Raw genomic sequence first — 17795 nt, 5'->3', positions numbered from 1 at the left:
CAGTCTAGGCCATTGGCGGGGGGATAGGCCAGTTGTACAGGGCTTCGAGTCGTTTGCAGACTGTACCGACCCTATCGCCGGCAAGCCGGCTCCCACAGATTCCTCGTCTTTTCGAGGGCGGCGGTAGACCTGGGAGATCATCCCGCCCTTTGGGAGCGGGCTTGCCCGCGATCTAGGGCGATACCAGGCCCAGCCTGATCACGGGCCCCGCCCGCTCCCACAAAGCCCGCAAAATCAAATCGTTATGCGTTCCGTGGGAGCGGGCTTGCCCCGCGATTGGGCCGCTCAGGCGTACTCAGCTGGCGCTGGGCTGTTCGGCCAGCTGGTCGGCCAGGCGCACGAAGGCGGCGAGGTCCAGCTGTTCGGGGCGCAGGCTGCCGTCGACGCCGGCGGCTTCGATGGCCTGGCTGTCGAGCAGGCCCTTGAGGGTGTTGCGCAGGGTCTTGCGGCGCTGGTTGAAGGCTTCTCGAACGATGCGTTCGAGCAGGCGTGGATCCTTGGCCGGGTGCGGCAGGGTCTCGTGGGGTACCAGGCGTACGATGGCCGAGTCCACCTTGGGCGGTGGGTTGAAGGCGCCCGGGCCTACGTTGAACAGGTGCTCGACCCGGCAGTGGTACTGCACCATGATCGACAGCCGGCCCCAATCGCCACCACCCGGGCCTGCGGCCAGGCGCTCGACCACTTCCTTCTGCAGCATGAAATGCATGTCGCGGATCAGGTCGGCATGGTTCAGCAGGTGGAAGATCAGCGGGGTAGAGATGTTGTAGGGCAGGTTGCCGACCACCTTGAGGCTGCGTGCCGGCACGCCCAGCTGGTTGAAGTCGAACTTCAGGGCGTCGCCTTGGTGCAGACGGAAATTGTCGCGGCCGGCGAACTTGTGCTGGAGGATCGGCACCAGGTCCTTGTCCAGCTCGACGACGTCCAGCTGTGCGCCGCTGCCCAGCAGGCCCTCGGTGAGGGCCCCCTGGCCCGGGCCGATTTCCAGCAGGTGCTCGCCGGGCTTGGCGTTGATCGCCCGCAGGATGCGGTCGATGATGCCGGCGTCGTGCAGGAAGTTCTGGCCGAAGCGCTTGCGCGCCCGGTGTTGGTATTGCTCGTTCATGGTCGGTTCTCGGCCATCTGGTAGGCGGTTTGCAGGGCCACGCGCAGGCTGCCGGTGTCGACCTTGCCGGTGCCGGCCAGGTCGAGGGCGGTGCCGTGATCGACCGACGTGCGGATGATCGGCAAGCCCAGGGTCACGTTGACGGCGGCGCCGAAGCCTTTGTACTTGAGTACGGGCAGGCCTTGGTCGTGGTACATCGCCAGCACTGCATCGCAGTGCTCCAGATACTTGGGGGTAAACAGGGTATCGGCCGGCAGCGGGCCGCGCAGGTCCATGCCTTGGGCGCGCAGGCGTTGCAGTGCTGGCTCGATGATGTCGATTTCTTCGCGGCCCAGGTGGCCGCCTTCGCCGGCATGCGGGTTGAGGCCGCAGACGAGAATACGGGGCTGGGCGATGCCGAACTTGCCCTGCAGGTCAGCGTGCAGGATGCGCGTGACCCGCTCCAGGCGTTCGGCGGTAATGGCGTCGGCAATGTCTCGCAGGGGCAGGTGAGTGGTCACCAGCGCCACGCGCAGGCCGTGGGTGGCCAGCATCATCACCACTTGGCTGGTGTGGGTCAGGTCGGCCAAGAATTCGGTATGGCCGGAGAAGGCGATGCCGCTCTCGTTGATCACGCCCTTGTGCACAGGGGCGGTGATCATGCCGACGAAATGCCCGTCCAGGCAGCCTTGGCCGGCCCGGGTCAGGGTTTCCAGGACGAAGGCGGCATTGGCCTTGTTCAGTTGCCCGGGCACCACCGGCGTCGCCAGTGGCGTATCCCACACGTACAGGCTGCCGGCGGGGGCCGGCTGGTCGGGCCAGGCATCGGCGCTGACAGGCAGCAGGCTGACAGCCAGCCCCAGCTGCGTGGCCCGCTCGGCGAGCAGGTCACGGCTGGTAATGGCGATCAGGGGGTAAGGCTGGGCCTCGGCGGCCAGCAGCAGGCACAGGTCAGGGCCTATGCCGGCCGGCTCGCCGGGCGTGACGGCGAAGCGCAGGGGCTTCACTGGGCGGCCTGGTCGGCGCCAGGCAGCTTGATTTCAACGTAGGCTTCGTCGCGGATCTGGCGCAGCCAGGTCTGCAGCTCTTCGTCGTACTTGCGGTTGCGCAGCACGGTCAGCGCTTGCTGTTCGCGTGCTTTCTCGGTGCTGTCGGTGGCGCGGCGGCCCAGCACTTCCAGCACGTGCCAGCCGTACTGGGTCTTGAACGGCTTGGTCACCACGCCCTGCTGGGCATTGGCCATCTGCTCGCGGAACTCCGGCACCAGGCTGTTCGGGTCGACCCAGTTGAGGTCGCCGCCATTGAGCGCGGAACCTGGGTCTTCCGAGAAGCTCTTGGCCAGCTCGGCGAAGTCTTCGCCGTTCTGGATGCGGTCGTACAGGCGTTCGGCCAGTTGCTCGGTCGCAGCTTCGCTGCGGATCTCGCTTGGCTTGATCAGGATGTGGCGTACGTGCACTTCGTCACGCAGCACGTTCTCGCCACCACCGCGCTTCTCCTCGAGCTTGAGGATGATGAAGCCGTTGGGGATGCGGATCGGCTGGGTGATGTCGCCCACCGACATGCTGCTGAGCATCTTGGCGAAGTCAGGCGGCAGCTGGCCGGCCTTGCGCCAGCCCATCTCGCCGCCTTCCAGGGCGTTTTCGCTAGCGGAGCGGGCGATGGCCATCTGGCCGAAGTCGGCGCCCTGGCGAAGCTGCTGGTAGACATCGCCGACCTGGCGTGCAGCGGCCTGAATGGCATCGGAGCTGGCGCCTTCCGGGGTCGGGATGAGGATGTTGGCCAGGCGGTATTCCTCCGACATCTGCATCTTGCCCAGGTCGGAGTTGAGGAAGTTCTTCACTTCCTGCTCGGACACCTGGATACGCTCGGCCACGCGGCGCTGGCGCACGCGGCTGATGATCATCTCGCGCTTGACCTGCTCGCGAGCGTCGTCGAACGAAAGACCGTCATGGGCCAGGGCGGCGCGGAACTGGTCCAGGGACATGCCGTTGCGCTGGGCAATGGTGCCGATGGCCTGGTTGAGTTCCTCGTCGGTGATGCGAATGCCGGAGCGTTCGCCGATCTGCAGCTGCAGGTTCTCGACGATCAGGCGCTCCAGCACCTGCTGTTCCAGGGCGCCGGCCGGCGGCACGCCGCCGCCGCGCTTGGCGATGGTCTGCTGCACTTCGCGCACGCGCTGGTCCAGCTGGCTCTGCATGACCACGTCGTTGTCGACGATGGCCACGATGTGGTCCAGGGGAACAGCGGCATGCACCGCGCTGCTCAGCAATACGGCGCCCAGCATCAGCGGGCGCAGGCGATCAATAAGCTTGGTCTTCACGTGTACGGTAACCTTGAATGCCTTCGTCGAGGAACGACTCGACCTTGTTGCCCACAACGCCGCCGAGGCCTTTGAGCACGATTTGCAGGAAGACGCCGTGGTCGCCTTTCTCGTTTTGCGGAACGGCCTGGCTGAAGTCGTCGTAGTCGAGCCAGTAGCGGTTGATCAGGCGCAGCTTCCAGCAGCAGTTGTCGTACTCGAAACCGCCCATGGCTTCCAGGGTACGGTTGCGGTTGTAGTCATGCTGCCAGCGGGCGATCACGCTCCACTGAGGGACGATTGGCCAGATGACCGAGAAGTCGTGCTGCTCGATCTTGTAGTAGTCCTTCACGTAGTTCGGGCTGCCTGGGGTGCCGTAGTCGCCACCGCCTACCTGCCAGCGGCCGGTCAGCGAGTCGAAGCGTACCAAGTCGTTGCGGTAGCGATAGCCCAGGTTGACGATCTTGTTCGGATTGTCTTCCGGCTGGTAATGGAACATGGCGCTGCCGGAACGTGGGCTGCGGCTGTCCGGGTCCCAGTTGTAGTCGGAGTTGAAGCGCCAGTCGCGGTTGAAGGCGTACTGGTATTCGAGTGCGTATGGCGATACATCCGATTGAGCGTCGTCGCGGTCGCGATAGTCGATACCGGGCATCTGCACCTTGCGGTCTTTGAAATAGAACGCCTGACCGATGCTGAAGCGCTGGCGCTCGAAGCCGTTTTCCTCGATCCAGCGGTTGGTCACGCCCAGCGACAGCTTGTTCTCGTCACCGATGCGATCAGAGCCGCTGAAGCGGTTGTCACGGAACAGCGAGGCATAGTTGAAGTAGGACTCGCTGGTGTCGAAGACCGGAATGTCCTTCTGGTCCTCATAGGGGACGTAGAGGTAGAACAGGCGCGGCTCGAGGGTTTGGCGGTAATTCTTGCCGAACCATTGGGTGTTGCGGTCGAAATAGAGGCCGCTGTCGATGCTGAAGATCGGAACGTTTCGGTTCAGGGAGCTACTGTAGCTACCATATCCAGGCTGCGAAGCCTGGCGTGCGGCCTGCGCTTTCCCTTGGCTATCCAAGTCTAGGTCATAGTGTGTGGAGACGTACTTCAGCTTCGGCGTTAAGAAACCATAGCTGGCTTCCATCGGCAGGCTGATAGCGGGAGCCAAATTCAAACGCGTGCCGTTTGCGCGTGCAATGCCGGAGATGTTTTCATCGAGACGCTTGCCCGGTGCACCAGCAGAGCTGTCGGGATTTCCATCTTCATCCTTAACAAAGTCGTCCTTCAGGTCACGATCAAAGCGAACAGCTTCTGTCTGATAAGTGAAATCAAACCCGCCCGGATGGTACGGCAGCATACCGTCCAGCGTGATCTGGGGAAGCTTGTCGTATGGTGTGACGCGCGAAATGGTCGCCATTTCATACGCATGTGCATTCAGCCGCGCGCGATAGCTATCACCTCGATAGGTAATAGCGCCCTGCTGATCCACTACGTCGCGGCTCTCGACCCCAATCTGCCCCGTCTCCAGATCCTGGAAATAGAACGGATCGCTGATATCGGTGTAGTCCACCTCAGTCATCAAGCGCGAATCCAGCCCGCCCTTGTGCTGCCAGTTGTACATCCAGCGCTTTTCTTTGTAGTCGGTCTGCTCTTTACGATCGTCGTTCTTGTCGTTCAGGTACGCAGCACCGAACTGGCCTTCGCTGGACTTGGTCAGGTAGCGGAATTCGCCTTCCATCAACAAGCCGCGCTTGGCCATGTAGCGCGGATACAAGGTGGCGTCGTAGTTCGGCGCCAGGTTGAAGTAGTACGGCGTGACCAGCATGAAGCCGGTGTCGCTGCTGGTGCTGAACGACGGCGGCAGGAAGCCGGACTGGCGACGGTCGTCGATCGGGAAGTAGATGTACGGTGTATAGAACACCGGGAAATCCTTGACCCGCAGGGTGACGTTGGTCGCGGTGCCGAAGCCGGTGGCCGGGTTCAGGGTGATGTTGTTGCCCTTGAGCTGCCACGCGTTGCTGCCCGGCTCACAGGTGGTGTAGGTACCGTCCTTGAGGCGGATGATAGCGTTTTCACCACGCTTGGCGTACAGCGCATTGCCGCGGATGTGCGACTGGTGCATCACGTATTCGGCGTTGTCGACCTTGGCCTCGCCGGTGTCCAGCTGGATCTCGGCCTGGTCGCCGACGACCAGCGAACCCTTGTCGCGCAGCTTGACGTTGCCCTTGAGCTCGCCGCGGTTCTCGGCCTGGTACAGGTTGGCTTCGTCGGCCTCGACCTGCATGCTGCCCTGGCGCATGACCACGTCACCGGCGAGGGTGGCGATCTGCTGTTCCTGCTGGTAGCGGGAAACCTTGGCGTTCAGGTAGGTCGGCGACTCGTCCTGGGGCGTGGTGTCGTCCATGCCTGGGCGCGACGGCTCGATGTACGCGCCACCGCAGTACGGGCCGGTCTCGGCTAGTTGGGCAGCGGTGAGCTTGTCACGCGGGACCCAGTCCAGGTGGCTGTAGTCTTCGCTGCGCGATTTCAGGCCACGGCCCTTGCTCTCGGTGACCAGCACCGGCTTGGCTTCGCCGTCGGCATCGGTTTCGGCCACCTGGCCATCACCGCCGGAGCTCAGCGCAGCACCTTCATGCACCGGGCGCGGTGGCAGGTTGCTGACAGTGGTTTTGGGCTTGCAGTCCCAGCCACCGGAGGCGGACACTTGGCAGTCGAACTGCTCGGCAGCCACCACGTATGACGTGGCCAGAGGTTGCAGGGCCAGCAGACCGCCAGTCACCAGCAACGGAAACTTTCTACGAAACGCGGGGGATTTCAATGCCATCTTATTAGTCCGGGCTTCCTGCGTGCCATCTGCCCGCGTGTGGGGCCGCACGCCTCTCGATGGTCTGAAAAAGATGCTGGATAATAAAGCATGACCCGCTTGACGGCTAGGGCCGTCGGAGACCCTTGTAATGCCCGATCACGATGTACGCCTGCAACAACTGACCGCCTGGCTCGCTGAGCAGCTTGACCTTCTCTACCGTGAAAACGCCTGGGGCAAGGTGCCCGAAGGCAGCCTGACCGCCGCCAGCAGCGATGCGAGCTTCCGTCGTTACTTCCGCTGGCAGGGCGATGGTCGCAGCTTCGTGATCATGGATGCGCCGCCTCCCCAGGAGAACTGCCGCCCCTTCGTCGATATCGACCACTTGCTGGCCAGCGCCGGTGTGCATGTCCCTGCCATCCATGCCCAGGACCTGGCGCGTGGCTTCTTGCTGCTGGGTGACCTGGGGCACAAGACCTACCTGGAAATCATCGATGCGGACAATGCCGACGCCCTGTTCGCCGATGCCATCGAGGCCCTGCTGGCCTTCCAGCGTCTGCCGATGACCGCGCCGCTGCCCAGCTACGACAACGCCTTGCTGCGTCGCGAAGTGGAACTGTTCCCGGAATGGTACGTAGGGCGTGAGCTGGGTTTGGCGTTCACCGAGGCGCAGCAGGCGAGCTGGCAGCGTGTGAGCCAACTGCTGATCGACAGCGCCCTGGCCCAACCCAAGGTGCTGGTGCACCGCGACTACATGCCGCGCAACCTGATGCAGAGCGCGCCGAACCCGGGCGTGCTGGACTTCCAGGACGCCGTGTACGGCCCGGTGACCTACGACATCACCTGCCTGTTCAAGGACGCCTTCGTCAGTTGGCCTCAGGCGCGCGTCGAAGGTTGGCTGCGCGACTACTGGCAAAAAGCGCGCGCGGTGGGTATCCCGGTGCAGGCCGATTTCGAGGCCTTCCACCGGGCCAGCGACTTGATGGGTGTGCAACGCCACCTCAAGGTGATCGGTATCTTTGCCCGTATCTGCCACCGTGACGGCAAGCCGCGTTACCTGTCCGACGTGCCGCGCTTCTTCGCCTACATCGACGAGGTCATCAGCCGTCGCCCTGAACTGGCCGAGCTGGGCCAGCTGATCGCCGAGCTCCAGGCCGGAGCCCGACCATGAAGGCGATGATCCTGGCGGCAGGCAAGGGCGAGCGCATGCGCCCCCTGACCCTGCACACGCCCAAGCCTTTGGTGCCGGTGGCTGGCCAACCCTTGATCGAATACCACCTGCGGGCCTTGGCCCGTGCAGGCTTCACCGACGTGGTGATCAACCATGCCTGGCTTGGCCAGCAGATCGAAGACCACCTGGGCGATGGCGCCCGCTTTGGCCTGAGCATCCGCTATTCGCCCGAAGGCGAGCCGCTGGAAACCGGTGGCGGCATCTTCAAGGCTCTGCCATTGCTCGGGGAGGCACCGTTCCTGCTGGTCAACGGCGATATCTGGACCGACTACGATTTCGCCCGATTGCGCGCGCCGTTGGCGGGTCTTGCGCACCTCGTGCTGGTGGACAACCCAGGCCATCATGGCCGGGGCGATTTCCGCCTGGCCGGCGAGCAGGTCGTGGATGGCGACGAAGCTCCTGGCACCCTGACCTTCAGCGGTATCTCGGTACTCGACCCCGCGTTGTTCGACGGCTGCCAACCCGGCGCCTTCAAGCTGGCGCCCCTGCTGCGCCAGGCCATGGGCCAGGGACAGGTCAGTGGCGAGCACTACACGGGCCACTGGGTCGATGTCGGGACTCTCGAGCGCCTGGCCGAAGTCGAGCGCCTGATCGCTGAGCGCGCCTGAGATGTGGTGGCCGAGCACAGTGATCGGGGCCGGCGCCGGTTTCGCCATCGCCAGCATTCCCGGCGCGCTGCTTGGCGCCTTGCTTGGCCAGGCCATGGACCGGCGCCTGCGCCTGCAGAGCTGGGACGATGTACGCGAACGCCTGGGCGGGCGCCCGGCGCTGCGGGACGAGGAGTTGTTGTTCGTGCTGCTCGGGCGCCTGGCGAAAAGCGATGGCCGGGTGGTCGAGGGGCATATCCAGCAGGCCCGCCAGGAAATGACTCGGTTGGCTATGGCCGAGCCTGCGAAGCTGCGGGCGATTGCAGCGTTCAATCGCGGCAAGTCGGGCAAGGATCGGCTCGGGCGTTACCTGCAGCGGATCAGGCAGCAACCCCATGCGGCCGAAGGCACTTTGCGCGCCTGCTGCCGGATGGCCTGGGCCGATGGCAAGGCCGGGACCCGCGAGCGCGAGTTGCTTTTGGAGTGGGGCCGCGAGCTGGGGCTGAGCCGAACCCAGGTCCTTGGGCTGGCGCTGGAATACGAGCCGCGCAAACCCCTTCCGGAACGTGGCGTGATGACGTATTCGGCGGCCTTGCGCTTGCTCGGCATCGAGGCGGACACCGACATCGACCAGGTGAAGCAGGCGTACCGGCGGTTGGTCAGCAAGCACCATCCGGACAAGTTGGCCGGCAGTGGTGCCAGCGAGGCGCGGGTGCGGGAAGCGACCGAGCGCACGCGTGAGCTGCACCAGGCGTATGCCATGGTTCGAAAACGGCGGGGACTCTAGGCTTGCTCGGGCCCTTTGTTGGCGTTCAAACGACATGCGCTCCTACAGGGGGAGGTGGCCCCTTCATTCCTGAGGCATCAACCACCCGCGTACCCGCCGGAACAGCTGCTCCTGCTTGGCCGCTGCGTTGCCCGGCGCAGCGATCAGCGACAATTGCCGGTAGGGGGTGTCCTTCTGCCGCTTGCTGGCCTGCAGGCGCAGCTCGGCGGCGCGTCGGTCGCGTGGCAGGGTGCTGTAGTAGATATCGGCAGTAGGCACCTTGAGCGTCGGCGCCAGGCTCTCGAGGTCGTGTTCGACCCGCGCCGGTGTCTGTGCCGCGACCATCACCAGTTTCTGCACCTGCGGTGGTTGCCGTTCGCTGAGGTAGCGGGCGGCCCAATAGGCCCCGCTGCCGTGGCCGATCAGTACGATGCTACGCGCGTCGTGCTGCTGGGCGTAGGCCACGGCGGCATCGAGGCGGGCGAAGACGCGTTCGGCATCGGCCTGGTCGTTCTGTTCGCTGGCCTCCTTGGCGTCGGTGCTTTCGGCCGTGTCGGCATCGGGTGCGGTGGCCTGGGCGACATTGGCATTGGCATCTTCCGGGGTGTCCTTGGCCGGTGCCGCTTCGCCCTTGCCTTTGTCAGGCTCGGCGGGAGGCGTGCTGTCGGCCCGTGGTTGCGGGCGGTCGGCGACCAGGTCCGGAAGGCTCACGCTCAAGCTGTGCCAGCCGACATCGGGAAACTTGCGGCGCAACGGGCCCACGGCATTGGGCCAGTCGGCATTCTCGCCGGCGCCCGGGACGATGATCACGGCCCCCTTGGGGTCGCTGTCATTGGCCGGTTTCCATAGGGCCAGAAAGCTATCGGCGCCGGCCTGCAAGGTTTGCTGTTCAGCCTTGGGCACCGTACGTTCGAGCGCCTGGGCATCTTCCTGGCTGCGTTCGGCCAGGGGCGGGCGGGGTGCAGGGGCGGTGGCCGATTCCTCGGCGGGTTGGGGCGCTGGCGCGTCGGCGGCCTGTGTGCCGAGCGGCAGGAGCGAAGCGAGGCAGAACACTGCCAGCGTCGTGCGATAAAGTGTGAACATGGATCTACCCAAGGCCAGAGTGATACCGGCAGCCTAATAGTATTTGTCCGTGACGGCCATGCATGATGGCCGCCCTTGCCAAGACGAGCGTATAGATGAAGCGAGTGCGTCGCCTGTTGGTTATCGGCTGGATGTTGCTGCCCTTGATCGCCCTGGCCCGGCCTGAGCCTGCGCCTTCGGTGGTGCTCGAACCGGGCCAGCGGCAATGGCTGGACAGCCATCGCAGCCTGCGGGTCGGCCTGGTCCTACAGGCGCCCTATGCCCAGTTCGATCGGCGCCTGCAACAGTTCTATGGCGCCAACGTGGAACTGGTGAACCAGCTCGCACGCACCTTGGAACTGGACCTCACCTGGCGCAACTTCCCCGACCAGGCCACCTTGGAACAGGCCTTGCGCGCTGGCGAAGTCGATTTTGCCCCTGGCCTTACGCAGACGCCGGCCGGCCTGCGCCTATGGTCGTTCAGCGACCCCTACATGCGCGTGCCGCAACTGGTGGTCGGGCTGCGCACCGGGGCGCTGGCGGTCGAGCTGGAAAAACTCGGCGCCAATGACCGCGTCGCGGTACGCATGCCCAGTGCCCTGGCCGATTACCTGCGGGCCAACTACGGCAACCTGAACCTGCAAGGGGTACCCAGTGAACGCCAGGCCCTGCAGCTGGTGCTGGGCGGTCAGGCGAGCTACGCAGTACTGGATGAAGCAAGGCTCAGCGGCTTGTCTCGGGAGAGCGAGTTCGGCGACCTGGCCGTGGTCGGCGACATCGGCTTGCCACAACTGCTGCGCATCGGCTCGCGGCGCGACTGGCCGATGCTGGCCGATGTCCTGGAGCAAGGCCTGCAAGCCATCCCCGCCAAGTCGCTGGAGCAGTTGCACCAGCGCTGGCTGCAGCCGAAGTATCCACGCCTGAGCGATACCGCAGGCTTCTGGCGCAACCTTGCGCTGTTGTTCGGCCTGCTGCTGATCTGCGCCTTGGCTACGTTGCTGTGGCAGCGCCGGCAACAGCATCAGCTGGAGCGCAACCTGCTGGCAGCACGGGAGAACCTGGCCGAACGCCAGGCCCGGGAGGAAGCGCTGCGCCTTAGCCAGTTCTCGATCGACCAGAGCACGGTCGGCATCCTCTGGGTCAACTGGGACAGCCATGTGCGTTACGCCAACCATGCAGCCGAACGCATGTTGGGCCGTGGCGAAGGTGAGCTGCTCGACCGCCCGCTGATCGATTTCGAACCGAACCTGCACATGGACCGCTGGCTGGAGCTGTGGAAGCGGGTGCGCAGCGGTGATGGCAGTGCCGAGCAGTTCGAGACCCAGTGCCTGCACAGCGACGGCAGCCTGCTGCCGGTGGAGTTGTCGCTGAGTTTCCTGCGCTTTCGTGACGCCGAATACCTGGTGGTGTTCCTTACCGATGTCACTGAGCGCCGCCGCGCTCTGGCGGCCTTGCGCGAGAGCGATGCCCGGCTCAAGGGGATTGCCGGCAACGTGCCGGGGCTGGTGTTCCGCCTGGAGCGCGACCCGGCCGAAGGTGACCTGGAGTTCCCCTACATCAGTGAGGGCAGCGAGGCGCTGGTGGGGTACACGCCAGCGCAGATCCAGCAACCGGACATGGGCTTGCGCAACCTGGTACATCCGCAAGATCGCGCCGACTATCACCGGGTCCAGGACCTGGCCCTGGCCACCGACCAGGATTGGTCCTGGCAAGGCCGGATACTCACGCGCCAGGGCGAGCAGCGCTGGGCCGACATCAAGGCCAGTACGCGGCGGCTGGCCGACGGCCGGGTGGTCTGGGATGGCATTGTCTGGGACATCACCCAGAGCAAGCGGGTCGAGCTCGAACTGGCACGCTCCCAGGAGCAATTGCGTGAACTGTCGGCACACCTTGAGAGTGTGCGCGAGGAAGAAAAGGCCCGCATCGCCCGGGAAGTGCATGATGAGCTGGGGCAGATGCTCACCGTGCTCAAGCTCGAGGTCTCGATGTGCGAACTGGCCTATGCCGAACTGGACCCCGGCCTGAACGAGCGCCTGGCCAGCATGAAACGCCTGATCGCCCAGCTGTTCCAGTTGGTGCGCGATGTCGCCACCGCCTTGCGCCCGCCGATCCTCGACGCAGGTATCGCCTCGGCCATCGAATGGCAGGCGCGGCGTTTCGAGGCACGCACCCAGATTCCATGCCTGGTGCAGGTGCCGGACCATCTGCCGGCGTTGAGCGACGCCAAGGCCACCGGGCTGTTCCGCATTCTTCAGGAAGCACTGACCAACGTGATGCGCCACGCCCAGGCGCATACCGTGCAGATCGAGCTGGCCTGTGAAGCCGACCATTTGCGCATGACCGTCATCGACGATGGCGTGGGGTTTGCGCAAGACCAGGCCAGGCCCACCTCGTTCGGCCTGGTGGGGGTACGCGAGCGTGTGTTGATGCTCGGTGGCAGCATGGAGCTGGACAGCGAGCCGGGTGAAGGTTGTAGCCTGAGCGTGACCATTGCATTGGGGTAGGGGAGAACGATCGTGATACGTGTGCTAGTGGCTGAAGACCACACCATTGTCCGCGAGGGCATCAAGCAGTTGATCGGCCTGGCCAAGGACATGCAGGTGGTGGGGGAGGCCGGCAACGGCGAACAGCTGCTCGAAACCTTGCGCCAGACACCATGCGAGGTGGTGTTGCTGGACATCTCCATGCCAGGGGTGAACGGCCTGGAGGCGATCCCGCGGATCCGTGCCCAGCACAACCCGCCGGCGATCCTGATGCTGTCGATGCACGACGAAGCGCAGATGGCCGCTCGGGCGCTCAAGGCCGGTGCCGCGGGCTACGCCACCAAGGACAGCGACCCTGCCTTGCTGCTGACCGCCATCCGCCGGGTAGCCGGTGGTGGGCGCTATATCGACCCGGCTTTGGCCGACCGCATGGTCTTCGAGGTCGGCCTGACCGAGACCCGACCGCTGCACACGCTGTTGTCGGAGCGGGAGTTCTCAGTGTTCGAGCGCCTGGCCCAGGGCGCCAACGTCAACGACATCGCCCAGCAGTTGGCGCTGTCGAGCAAGACCATCAGCACCCACAAGGCGCGGTTGATGCAGAAGCTCAAGGTGAATTCGCTGGCGGAGTTGGTGAAGTACGCCATGGAACATAAGTTGGTGTGAGTGTTCTGGTTGCGACCTGTCCGGTTGATGACCCGCATGGCCTCTGTAGAAGCAGGCTTGCCCCGCGATAGCGGCAGCAGGCTCGACCTGGTCGCCTGAGCGGACGCAAGCACGGGGCGAGTCCATTTAATTACAGGAGGCGTGGAGGGTTCTGAATGCGTCACGCTTGTAGGGCAATCCCTACAGCAAATCTTCCATCCGGATGATGGCATTCTCTCAGTACCCCCGATTTCCGGGGGCTTGCGCCTTGTCTAGTCTTTGCCTACGCAGTCATTCCAACAAGAAGGTGCAGGCATGAGCGAGGCGAATTCGAACGCTGGCGAGACACTGGTCAGCTTCCGCGGTGTGCAGAAGAGCTACGACGGCGAATCGCTGATCGTCAAGAACCTCAACCTGGACATCCGCAAGGGCGAGTTCCTCACCTTGCTCGGCCCGTCCGGCTCGGGCAAGACCACCAGCCTGATGATGCTCGCCGGTTTCGAGACCCCCACCGCAGGTGAGATCCAGCTGGCCGGGCGCTCGATCAACAACGTGCCGCCGCACAAGCGCGACATCGGCATGGTGTTCCAGAACTACGCGTTGTTCCCGCATATGACCGTGGCAGAGAACCTGGCCTTCCCCCTGACCGTGCGCAACCTCAGCAAGACCGACATCAGTGAGCGGGTCAAGCGGGTACTGGCCATGGTCCAGCTCGATGCGTTCGCCAAGCGCTACCCGGGCCAGCTTTCCGGTGGCCAACAGCAGCGTGTGGCCCTGGCCCGCGCCCTGGTGTTCGAGCCCCAGCTGGTGCTGATGGACGAGCCGCTCGGCGCCCTCGACAAGCAGCTGCGCGAACACATGCAAATGGAGATCAAGCACATCCATCAGCGCCTGGGCGTGACCGTGGTCTACGTAACCCACGACCAGGGCGAGGCGCTGACCATGTCCGACCGGGTGGCGGTGTTCCACCAGGGCGAGATCCAGCAGATCGCCGATCCGCGCACCCTTTATGAAGAACCCCGCAACACCTTCGTCGCCAACTTCATCGGCGAGAACAACCGTTTGAACGGCACCTTGCTGATGCGCGACGGTGATCGCTGCCAGGTCCAATTGCCCCGTGGGGAGCGGGTCGAGGCCCTGGCGGTGAATGTCGGCCAGGCCGGCGAGCCGGTGACCTTGTCGATCCGCCCCGAGCGCGTGCGCCTCAATGGTCACAGCGAAAGCTGCGTGAACCGTTTCTCCGGTCGGGTCGCCGAGTTCATCTACCTGGGCGACCACGTGCGGGTACGCCTGGAGGTGTGCGGCAAGGGCGACTTCTTCGTGAAGCAGCCGATCGCCGAACTCGACCCGGCCCTGGCCGTGGGCGATGTGGTACCGCTTGGCTGGGAGGTGGAGCACGCCCGCGCGCTCGATCCGATTGCCGAAGCCCATTGAAGGTTTGCTTCACCAACCCTGAACTGTGGAGAGAACAATAATGCACAAGCAGTTGAAACTGACCGCCCTGGCCCTTGGCCTGTTCGCCGCCGGCCAAGCCCTGGCCGCGGACCTCACCGTGGTGTCCTTCGGTGGCGCCAACAAGGCCGCCCAGGTCAAGGCGTTCTACGAGCCATGGGAGAAGGCGGGCAAGGGCAAGATCGTCGCCGGCGAGTACAACGGTGAAATGGCCAAGGTCAAGGCCATGGTCGACACCAACAGCGTGTCCTGGAACCTGGTGGAAGTGGAGTCGCCGGAACTGGCCCGCGGCTGCGACGAAGGCATGTTCGAAGAGCTCGACCCGGCGCTGTTCGGTAACGAGGCCGATTACGTGCCGGGCGCCATCCAGCCCTGCGGTGTAGGCTTCTTCGTCTGGTCCACCGTGCTGGCCTACAACGCCGACAAGCTCAAGACCGCCCCGACCAGCTGGGCCGATTTCTGGGACACCAAGCAGTTCCCGGGCAAGCGCGGCCTGCGCAAGGGCGCCAAGTACACCCTCGAGTTCGCCTTGATGGCCGACGGCGTGGCACCCAAGGACGTATACAAGGTACTGGCCACCAAAGAGGGCCAGGACCGCGCCTTCAAGAAGCTCGACCAGATCAAGCCGAGCATCCAGTGGTGGGAAGCTGGCGCCCAGCCGCCCCAGTACCTGGCCTCGGGTGACGTGGTCATGAGCTCGGCCTACAACGGCCGGATCGCCGCAGTGCAGAAGGAAAGCAACCTCAAGGTGGTATGGAACGGCGGTATCTACGACTTCGACGCCTGGGCCATTCCGAAAGGCGCGAAGGATGTCGAGGAGGCGAAGAAATTCATCGCCTTCAGCGTGCAGCCCGAGCAGCAGAAGACCTACTCCGAGAACATCGCCTACGGCCCGGCCAATGCCAAGGCGGTCAGCCTGCTGTCGGACGCGGTGAAAAAGGACATGCCGACCACGCCTGAGAACATCGCCAACCAGGTGCAGATCGACGTGGCCTTCTGGGCCGACAACAGCGAGCAGCTGGAGCAACGCTTCAACGCCTGGGCGGCGAAGAAGTAAACGACCAGCGTAGGGGCCGCGTTGCGGCCCACCGCCGGGGGGCCCCCCCCCCCCCCCCGCCGGCGACCGGGGGGGGGGGGGCGCCCCGGCGATGGGCTGCGCAGCAGCCCCATTTTCAGTTCATATCGCGGAGTTCGCCATGGCCATTGCAGTGCCCCTCAACGAAGGTGCAGGTCCAAGCCTCAAGCAGCGCCTCAAACGTGCCGAGCGGGTCAACCGTTGGAAAGCGCAGGCGTTGATCGCGCCGCTGGCGCTGTTCCTGTTGCTGGTGTTCCTGGTGCCGATCGCGGCGCTGTTGTACAAGAGCGTCGGCAACCCTGAAGTGGTGACTGGCCTGCCGCGCACCGTCGAGGCCATCGCCCAATGGGATGGCAAGGGCCTGCCAGGCGAGGACGTATACAAGGTGCTCAGCGAGGACCTGGCCGAGTCGCGCAAGAAGCAGACCCTGGGCGATCTTTCCAAGCGCCTGAACATGGAACTGGCCGGCTACCGCAGCCTGTTAGCCAAGACTGCCCGGGCATTGCCGTTCAAGGCCGAGCCCGCTTCCTACAAGGACGCCTTGCAGGCGCTCGACGAGCGCTGGGGCGACCCTGCCTACTGGCAGGCGATCCGTCGCAACACCAGCACGGTCACGCCCTTCTACCTGCTGGCGGCGCTGGATCACCGCATCGATGATCTGGGCGAAATAGCCAAGGCGACCCCTGACCAGTCCATCTATCTGGACATCTTCACCCGTACCCTGTGGATGGGCGTGGTGATCACCGCGATCTGTCTGGTGCTGGCGTACCCGCTGGCCTACCTGCTGGCCAACCTGCCGACCCGGCAGAGCAACCTGCTGATGATCCTGGTGCTGTTGCCGTTCTGGACGTCGATCCTGGTGCGAGTGGCGGCATGGATCGTGCTGCTGCAGTCGGGCGGCCTGATCAACAGTGCCTTGATGGCCATGGGCATCATCGATGAGCCGCTGGAGCTGGTGTTCAACCGGACCGGCGTATACATCTCGATGGTCCACATCCTGCTGCCGTTCATGATTCTGCCGCTGTATAGCGTGATGAAGGGTATTTCGCCCAGCTACATGCGTGCAGCGATCTCCCTAGGCTGCCACCCGTTCGCCAGCTTCTGGCGGGTGTACTTCCCGCAGACTTATGCGGGTGTCGGCGCCGGGTGCCTGCTGGTGTTCATCTTGGCCATCGGCTACTACATCACCCCGGCATTGCTGGGCAGCCCGAACGACCAGATGGTCAGCTACTTCGTGGCCTTCTATACCAACACCAGCATCAACTGGGGCATGGCCACCGCATTGGGCGGGCTGTTGCTGCTGGCGACCGTGCTGCTGTACCTGATCTATAGCTGGCTGGTCGGAGCCAGCCGCCTGCGCCTGAGCTGAGGAGCCCTTGTCATGCTGAGCCCTTACATGTCGCCCGTGGAGCGGGTCTGGTTCTACAGCCTGCGCATCCTCTGTGGCCTGATCCTGTTGTTCCTGGTGCTTCCGGTGCTAGTGATCGTGCCGCTTTCCTTCAACAGCGGCAGCTTCCTGGTGTACCCGCTGCAGGGCTTTTCGCTGCAGTGGTACCAGGACTTCTTCGCCTCGGCCGAATGGATGCGGGCGTTGAAGAACAGCATCATCGTCGCGCCGGCAGCCACCGTGCTGGCCATGGTCTTCGGCACCCTGGCCGCCATCGGCCTGACCCGAGGTGATTTTCCCGGCAAGTCGCTGGTGATGGCCCTGGTGATTTCGCCCATGGTGGTGCCGGTGGTGATCATCGGCGTGGCCAGCTACCTGTTCTTCGCCCCGCTGGGCATGGGCAACAGCTTCATTTCGTTGATCCTGGTGCATGCGGTGCTGGGCGTGCCGTTCGTCATCATCACCGTGTCGGCGACCTTGCAGGGCTTCAACTATAACCTGGTGCGGGCGGCGGCCAGTCTGGGCGCCTCGCCGTTGCTGACCTTCCGTCGGGTGACCTTGCCGCTGATCGCCCCTGGGGTGATCTCGGGGGCGCTGTTCGCCTTTGCCACCTCCTTCGACGAAGTGGTGGTGACGCTGTTCCTTGCAGGCCCGGAGCAGGCGACCTTGCCGCGGCAGATGTTCAGCGGTATCCGCGAGAACCTGAGCCCGACCATCGCCGCGGCGGCGACCTTGCTGATCGCGTTCTCGGTAATTCTGTTGCTGACTTTGGAATGGTTGCGCGGGCGTAGCGAGAAGCTGCGCACCCAGCAGCCGGCCTGAGCCTGGGGGAGGGCTTTGCCCTCCTTTCGCGGGGCCCGGCCGCCCCGACAAAGGAGTGGGTGGTTTGGTGGTGCGGGCGGGGGGCGCCCCAGCGGGGGGGAGCACCCCCCCCCGCCC

At 64.4% G+C, this 17795-nt stretch carries 14 protein-coding genes; 9 read left to right on the top strand and 5 right to left on the bottom strand.

Features of this window, described 5'->3' with window-relative positions; genetic code table 11:
- Positions 1 to 295: 295 nt before the first annotated feature.
- Genes rsmA through ACNFG0_RS03315 form a run of 4 tightly spaced genes read right to left on the bottom strand, consistent with a single transcriptional unit; the run spans position 296 to position 6192 of the window.
- Positions 296 to 1102 (bottom strand): 16S rRNA (adenine(1518)-N(6)/adenine(1519)-N(6))-dimethyltransferase RsmA, encoded by an 807-nt coding sequence (gene rsmA, locus ACNFG0_RS03330; protein ID WP_196146125.1) that lies wholly within the window; start codon positions 1100 to 1102, stop codon positions 296 to 298.
- Complete coding sequence (pdxA, locus tag ACNFG0_RS03325; RefSeq protein ID WP_416764009.1) at positions 1099 to 2088, bottom strand: 4-hydroxythreonine-4-phosphate dehydrogenase PdxA; 990 nt, start codon at positions 2086 to 2088, stop codon at positions 1099 to 1101. The genes rsmA and pdxA overlap by 4 nt, the downstream gene beginning before the upstream one ends.
- Entirely contained in the window at positions 2085 to 3401 is a 1317-nt protein-coding gene (locus ACNFG0_RS03320; protein WP_196146123.1) for a peptidylprolyl isomerase, read from the bottom strand. Before ACNFG0_RS03320 ends, pdxA begins: the two co-directional genes overlap by 4 nt.
- On the bottom strand, positions 3382 to 6192 hold the full coding sequence (locus ACNFG0_RS03315) for an LPS-assembly protein LptD (protein ID WP_416764008.1): 2811 nt from the start codon (positions 6190 to 6192) through the stop codon (positions 3382 to 3384). Before ACNFG0_RS03315 ends, ACNFG0_RS03320 begins: the two co-directional genes overlap by 20 nt.
- Positions 6193 to 6322: 130 nt before the next feature.
- Here ACNFG0_RS03315 and ACNFG0_RS03310 point away from each other — a divergent pair, with 130 nt between their 5' ends.
- Genes ACNFG0_RS03310 through ACNFG0_RS03300 form a run of 3 tightly spaced genes read left to right on the top strand, consistent with a single transcriptional unit; the run spans position 6323 to position 8776 of the window.
- Positions 6323 to 7342 carry an aminoglycoside phosphotransferase family protein gene (locus ACNFG0_RS03310; RefSeq protein WP_416764007.1) on the top strand — a complete coding sequence of 340 codons (1020 nt, stop codon included), beginning with the start codon at positions 6323 to 6325 and terminating at the stop codon, positions 7340 to 7342.
- Positions 7339 to 8010 carry an N-acetylmuramate alpha-1-phosphate uridylyltransferase MurU gene (murU, locus tag ACNFG0_RS03305; protein ID WP_196155686.1) on the top strand — a complete coding sequence of 224 codons (672 nt, stop codon included), beginning with the start codon at positions 7339 to 7341 and terminating at the stop codon, positions 8008 to 8010. The genes ACNFG0_RS03310 and murU overlap by 4 nt, the downstream gene beginning before the upstream one ends.
- A 1-nt stretch (position 8011) precedes the next feature.
- Positions 8012 to 8776: a TerB family tellurite resistance protein gene (locus ACNFG0_RS03300; RefSeq protein WP_196165819.1), complete on the top strand. Its 765-nt coding sequence runs from the start codon at positions 8012 to 8014 to the stop codon at positions 8774 to 8776.
- A 63-nt stretch (positions 8777 to 8839) separates the two neighbouring features.
- Here ACNFG0_RS03300 and ACNFG0_RS03295 read toward each other — a convergent pair whose 3' ends face one another.
- Positions 8840 to 9838: an alpha/beta hydrolase family protein gene (locus ACNFG0_RS03295; RefSeq protein ID WP_416764006.1), complete on the bottom strand. Its 999-nt coding sequence runs from the start codon at positions 9836 to 9838 to the stop codon at positions 8840 to 8842.
- A gap of 95 nt (positions 9839 to 9933) precedes the next feature.
- Here ACNFG0_RS03295 and ACNFG0_RS03290 point away from each other — a divergent pair, with 95 nt between their 5' ends.
- The 6 genes from ACNFG0_RS03290 (at position 9934) to ACNFG0_RS03265 (ending at position 17678) form a co-directional block, all read left to right on the top strand.
- Complete coding sequence (locus ACNFG0_RS03290) at positions 9934 to 12321, top strand: PAS domain-containing sensor histidine kinase (RefSeq protein WP_196155689.1); 2388 nt, start codon at positions 9934 to 9936, stop codon at positions 12319 to 12321.
- Positions 12322 to 12330: 9 nt separating this feature from the next.
- Positions 12331 to 12963, top strand: a complete 633-nt coding sequence (locus ACNFG0_RS03285; RefSeq protein ID WP_196146139.1) for a response regulator — start codon at positions 12331 to 12333, stop codon at positions 12961 to 12963.
- Between the two features lie 294 nt (positions 12964 to 13257).
- Positions 13258 to 14376, top strand: a complete 1119-nt coding sequence (locus ACNFG0_RS03280) for an ABC transporter ATP-binding protein (protein ID WP_196146116.1) — start codon at positions 13258 to 13260, stop codon at positions 14374 to 14376.
- 40 nt (positions 14377 to 14416) lie between these two features.
- Positions 14417 to 15451, top strand: a complete 1035-nt coding sequence (locus ACNFG0_RS03275; RefSeq protein WP_416764005.1) for an ABC transporter substrate-binding protein — start codon at positions 14417 to 14419, stop codon at positions 15449 to 15451.
- A gap of 139 nt (positions 15452 to 15590) precedes the next feature.
- On the top strand, positions 15591 to 16838 hold the full coding sequence (locus tag ACNFG0_RS03270; RefSeq protein ID WP_196146114.1) for an ABC transporter permease: 1248 nt from the start codon (positions 15591 to 15593) through the stop codon (positions 16836 to 16838).
- A gap of 12 nt (positions 16839 to 16850) precedes the next feature.
- Positions 16851 to 17678, top strand: a complete 828-nt coding sequence (locus ACNFG0_RS03265) for an ABC transporter permease (RefSeq protein ID WP_196155691.1) — start codon at positions 16851 to 16853, stop codon at positions 17676 to 17678.
- The last annotated feature ends 117 nt before the right edge of the window (positions 17679 to 17795 follow it).

It is taken from the genome of Pseudomonas sp. NY15372 (genome assembly GCF_048068215.1).
Classification (GTDB): domain Bacteria; phylum Pseudomonadota; class Gammaproteobacteria; order Pseudomonadales; family Pseudomonadaceae; genus Aquipseudomonas; species Aquipseudomonas guariconensis_A.
The sequence above is the reverse complement of the archived record's forward strand: the minus strand, read 5'-3'. Positions and strand labels throughout refer to the sequence as shown.

What these genes read in the sequence shown, in the direction of transcription:
- rsmA (WP_196146125.1), bottom strand. Translation starts at nt 1,102, where the DNA reads ATGAACGAGCAATACCAACACCGGGCGCGCAAGCGCTTCGGCCAGAAC.
- ACNFG0_RS03315 (WP_416764008.1), bottom strand. Translation starts at nt 6,192, where the DNA reads ATGGCATTGAAATCCCCCGCGTTTCGTAGAAAGTTTCCGTTGCTGGTG.
- ACNFG0_RS03310 (WP_416764007.1), top strand. Translation starts at nt 6,323, where the DNA reads ATGCCCGATCACGATGTACGCCTGCAACAACTGACCGCCTGGCTCGCT.
- murU (WP_196155686.1), top strand. Translation starts at nt 7,339, where the DNA reads ATGAAGGCGATGATCCTGGCGGCAGGCAAGGGCGAGCGCATGCGCCCC.
- ACNFG0_RS03300 (WP_196165819.1), top strand. Translation starts at nt 8,012, where the DNA reads ATGTGGTGGCCGAGCACAGTGATCGGGGCCGGCGCCGGTTTCGCCATC.
- ACNFG0_RS03295 (WP_416764006.1), bottom strand. Translation starts at nt 9,838, where the DNA reads ATGTTCACACTTTATCGCACGACGCTGGCAGTGTTCTGCCTCGCTTCG.
- ACNFG0_RS03290 (WP_196155689.1), top strand. Translation starts at nt 9,934, where the DNA reads ATGAAGCGAGTGCGTCGCCTGTTGGTTATCGGCTGGATGTTGCTGCCC.
- ACNFG0_RS03280 (WP_196146116.1), top strand. Translation starts at nt 13,258, where the DNA reads ATGAGCGAGGCGAATTCGAACGCTGGCGAGACACTGGTCAGCTTCCGC.
- ACNFG0_RS03275 (WP_416764005.1), top strand. Translation starts at nt 14,417, where the DNA reads ATGCACAAGCAGTTGAAACTGACCGCCCTGGCCCTTGGCCTGTTCGCC.
- ACNFG0_RS03270 (WP_196146114.1), top strand. Translation starts at nt 15,591, where the DNA reads ATGGCCATTGCAGTGCCCCTCAACGAAGGTGCAGGTCCAAGCCTCAAG.
- ACNFG0_RS03265 (WP_196155691.1), top strand. Translation starts at nt 16,851, where the DNA reads ATGCTGAGCCCTTACATGTCGCCCGTGGAGCGGGTCTGGTTCTACAGC.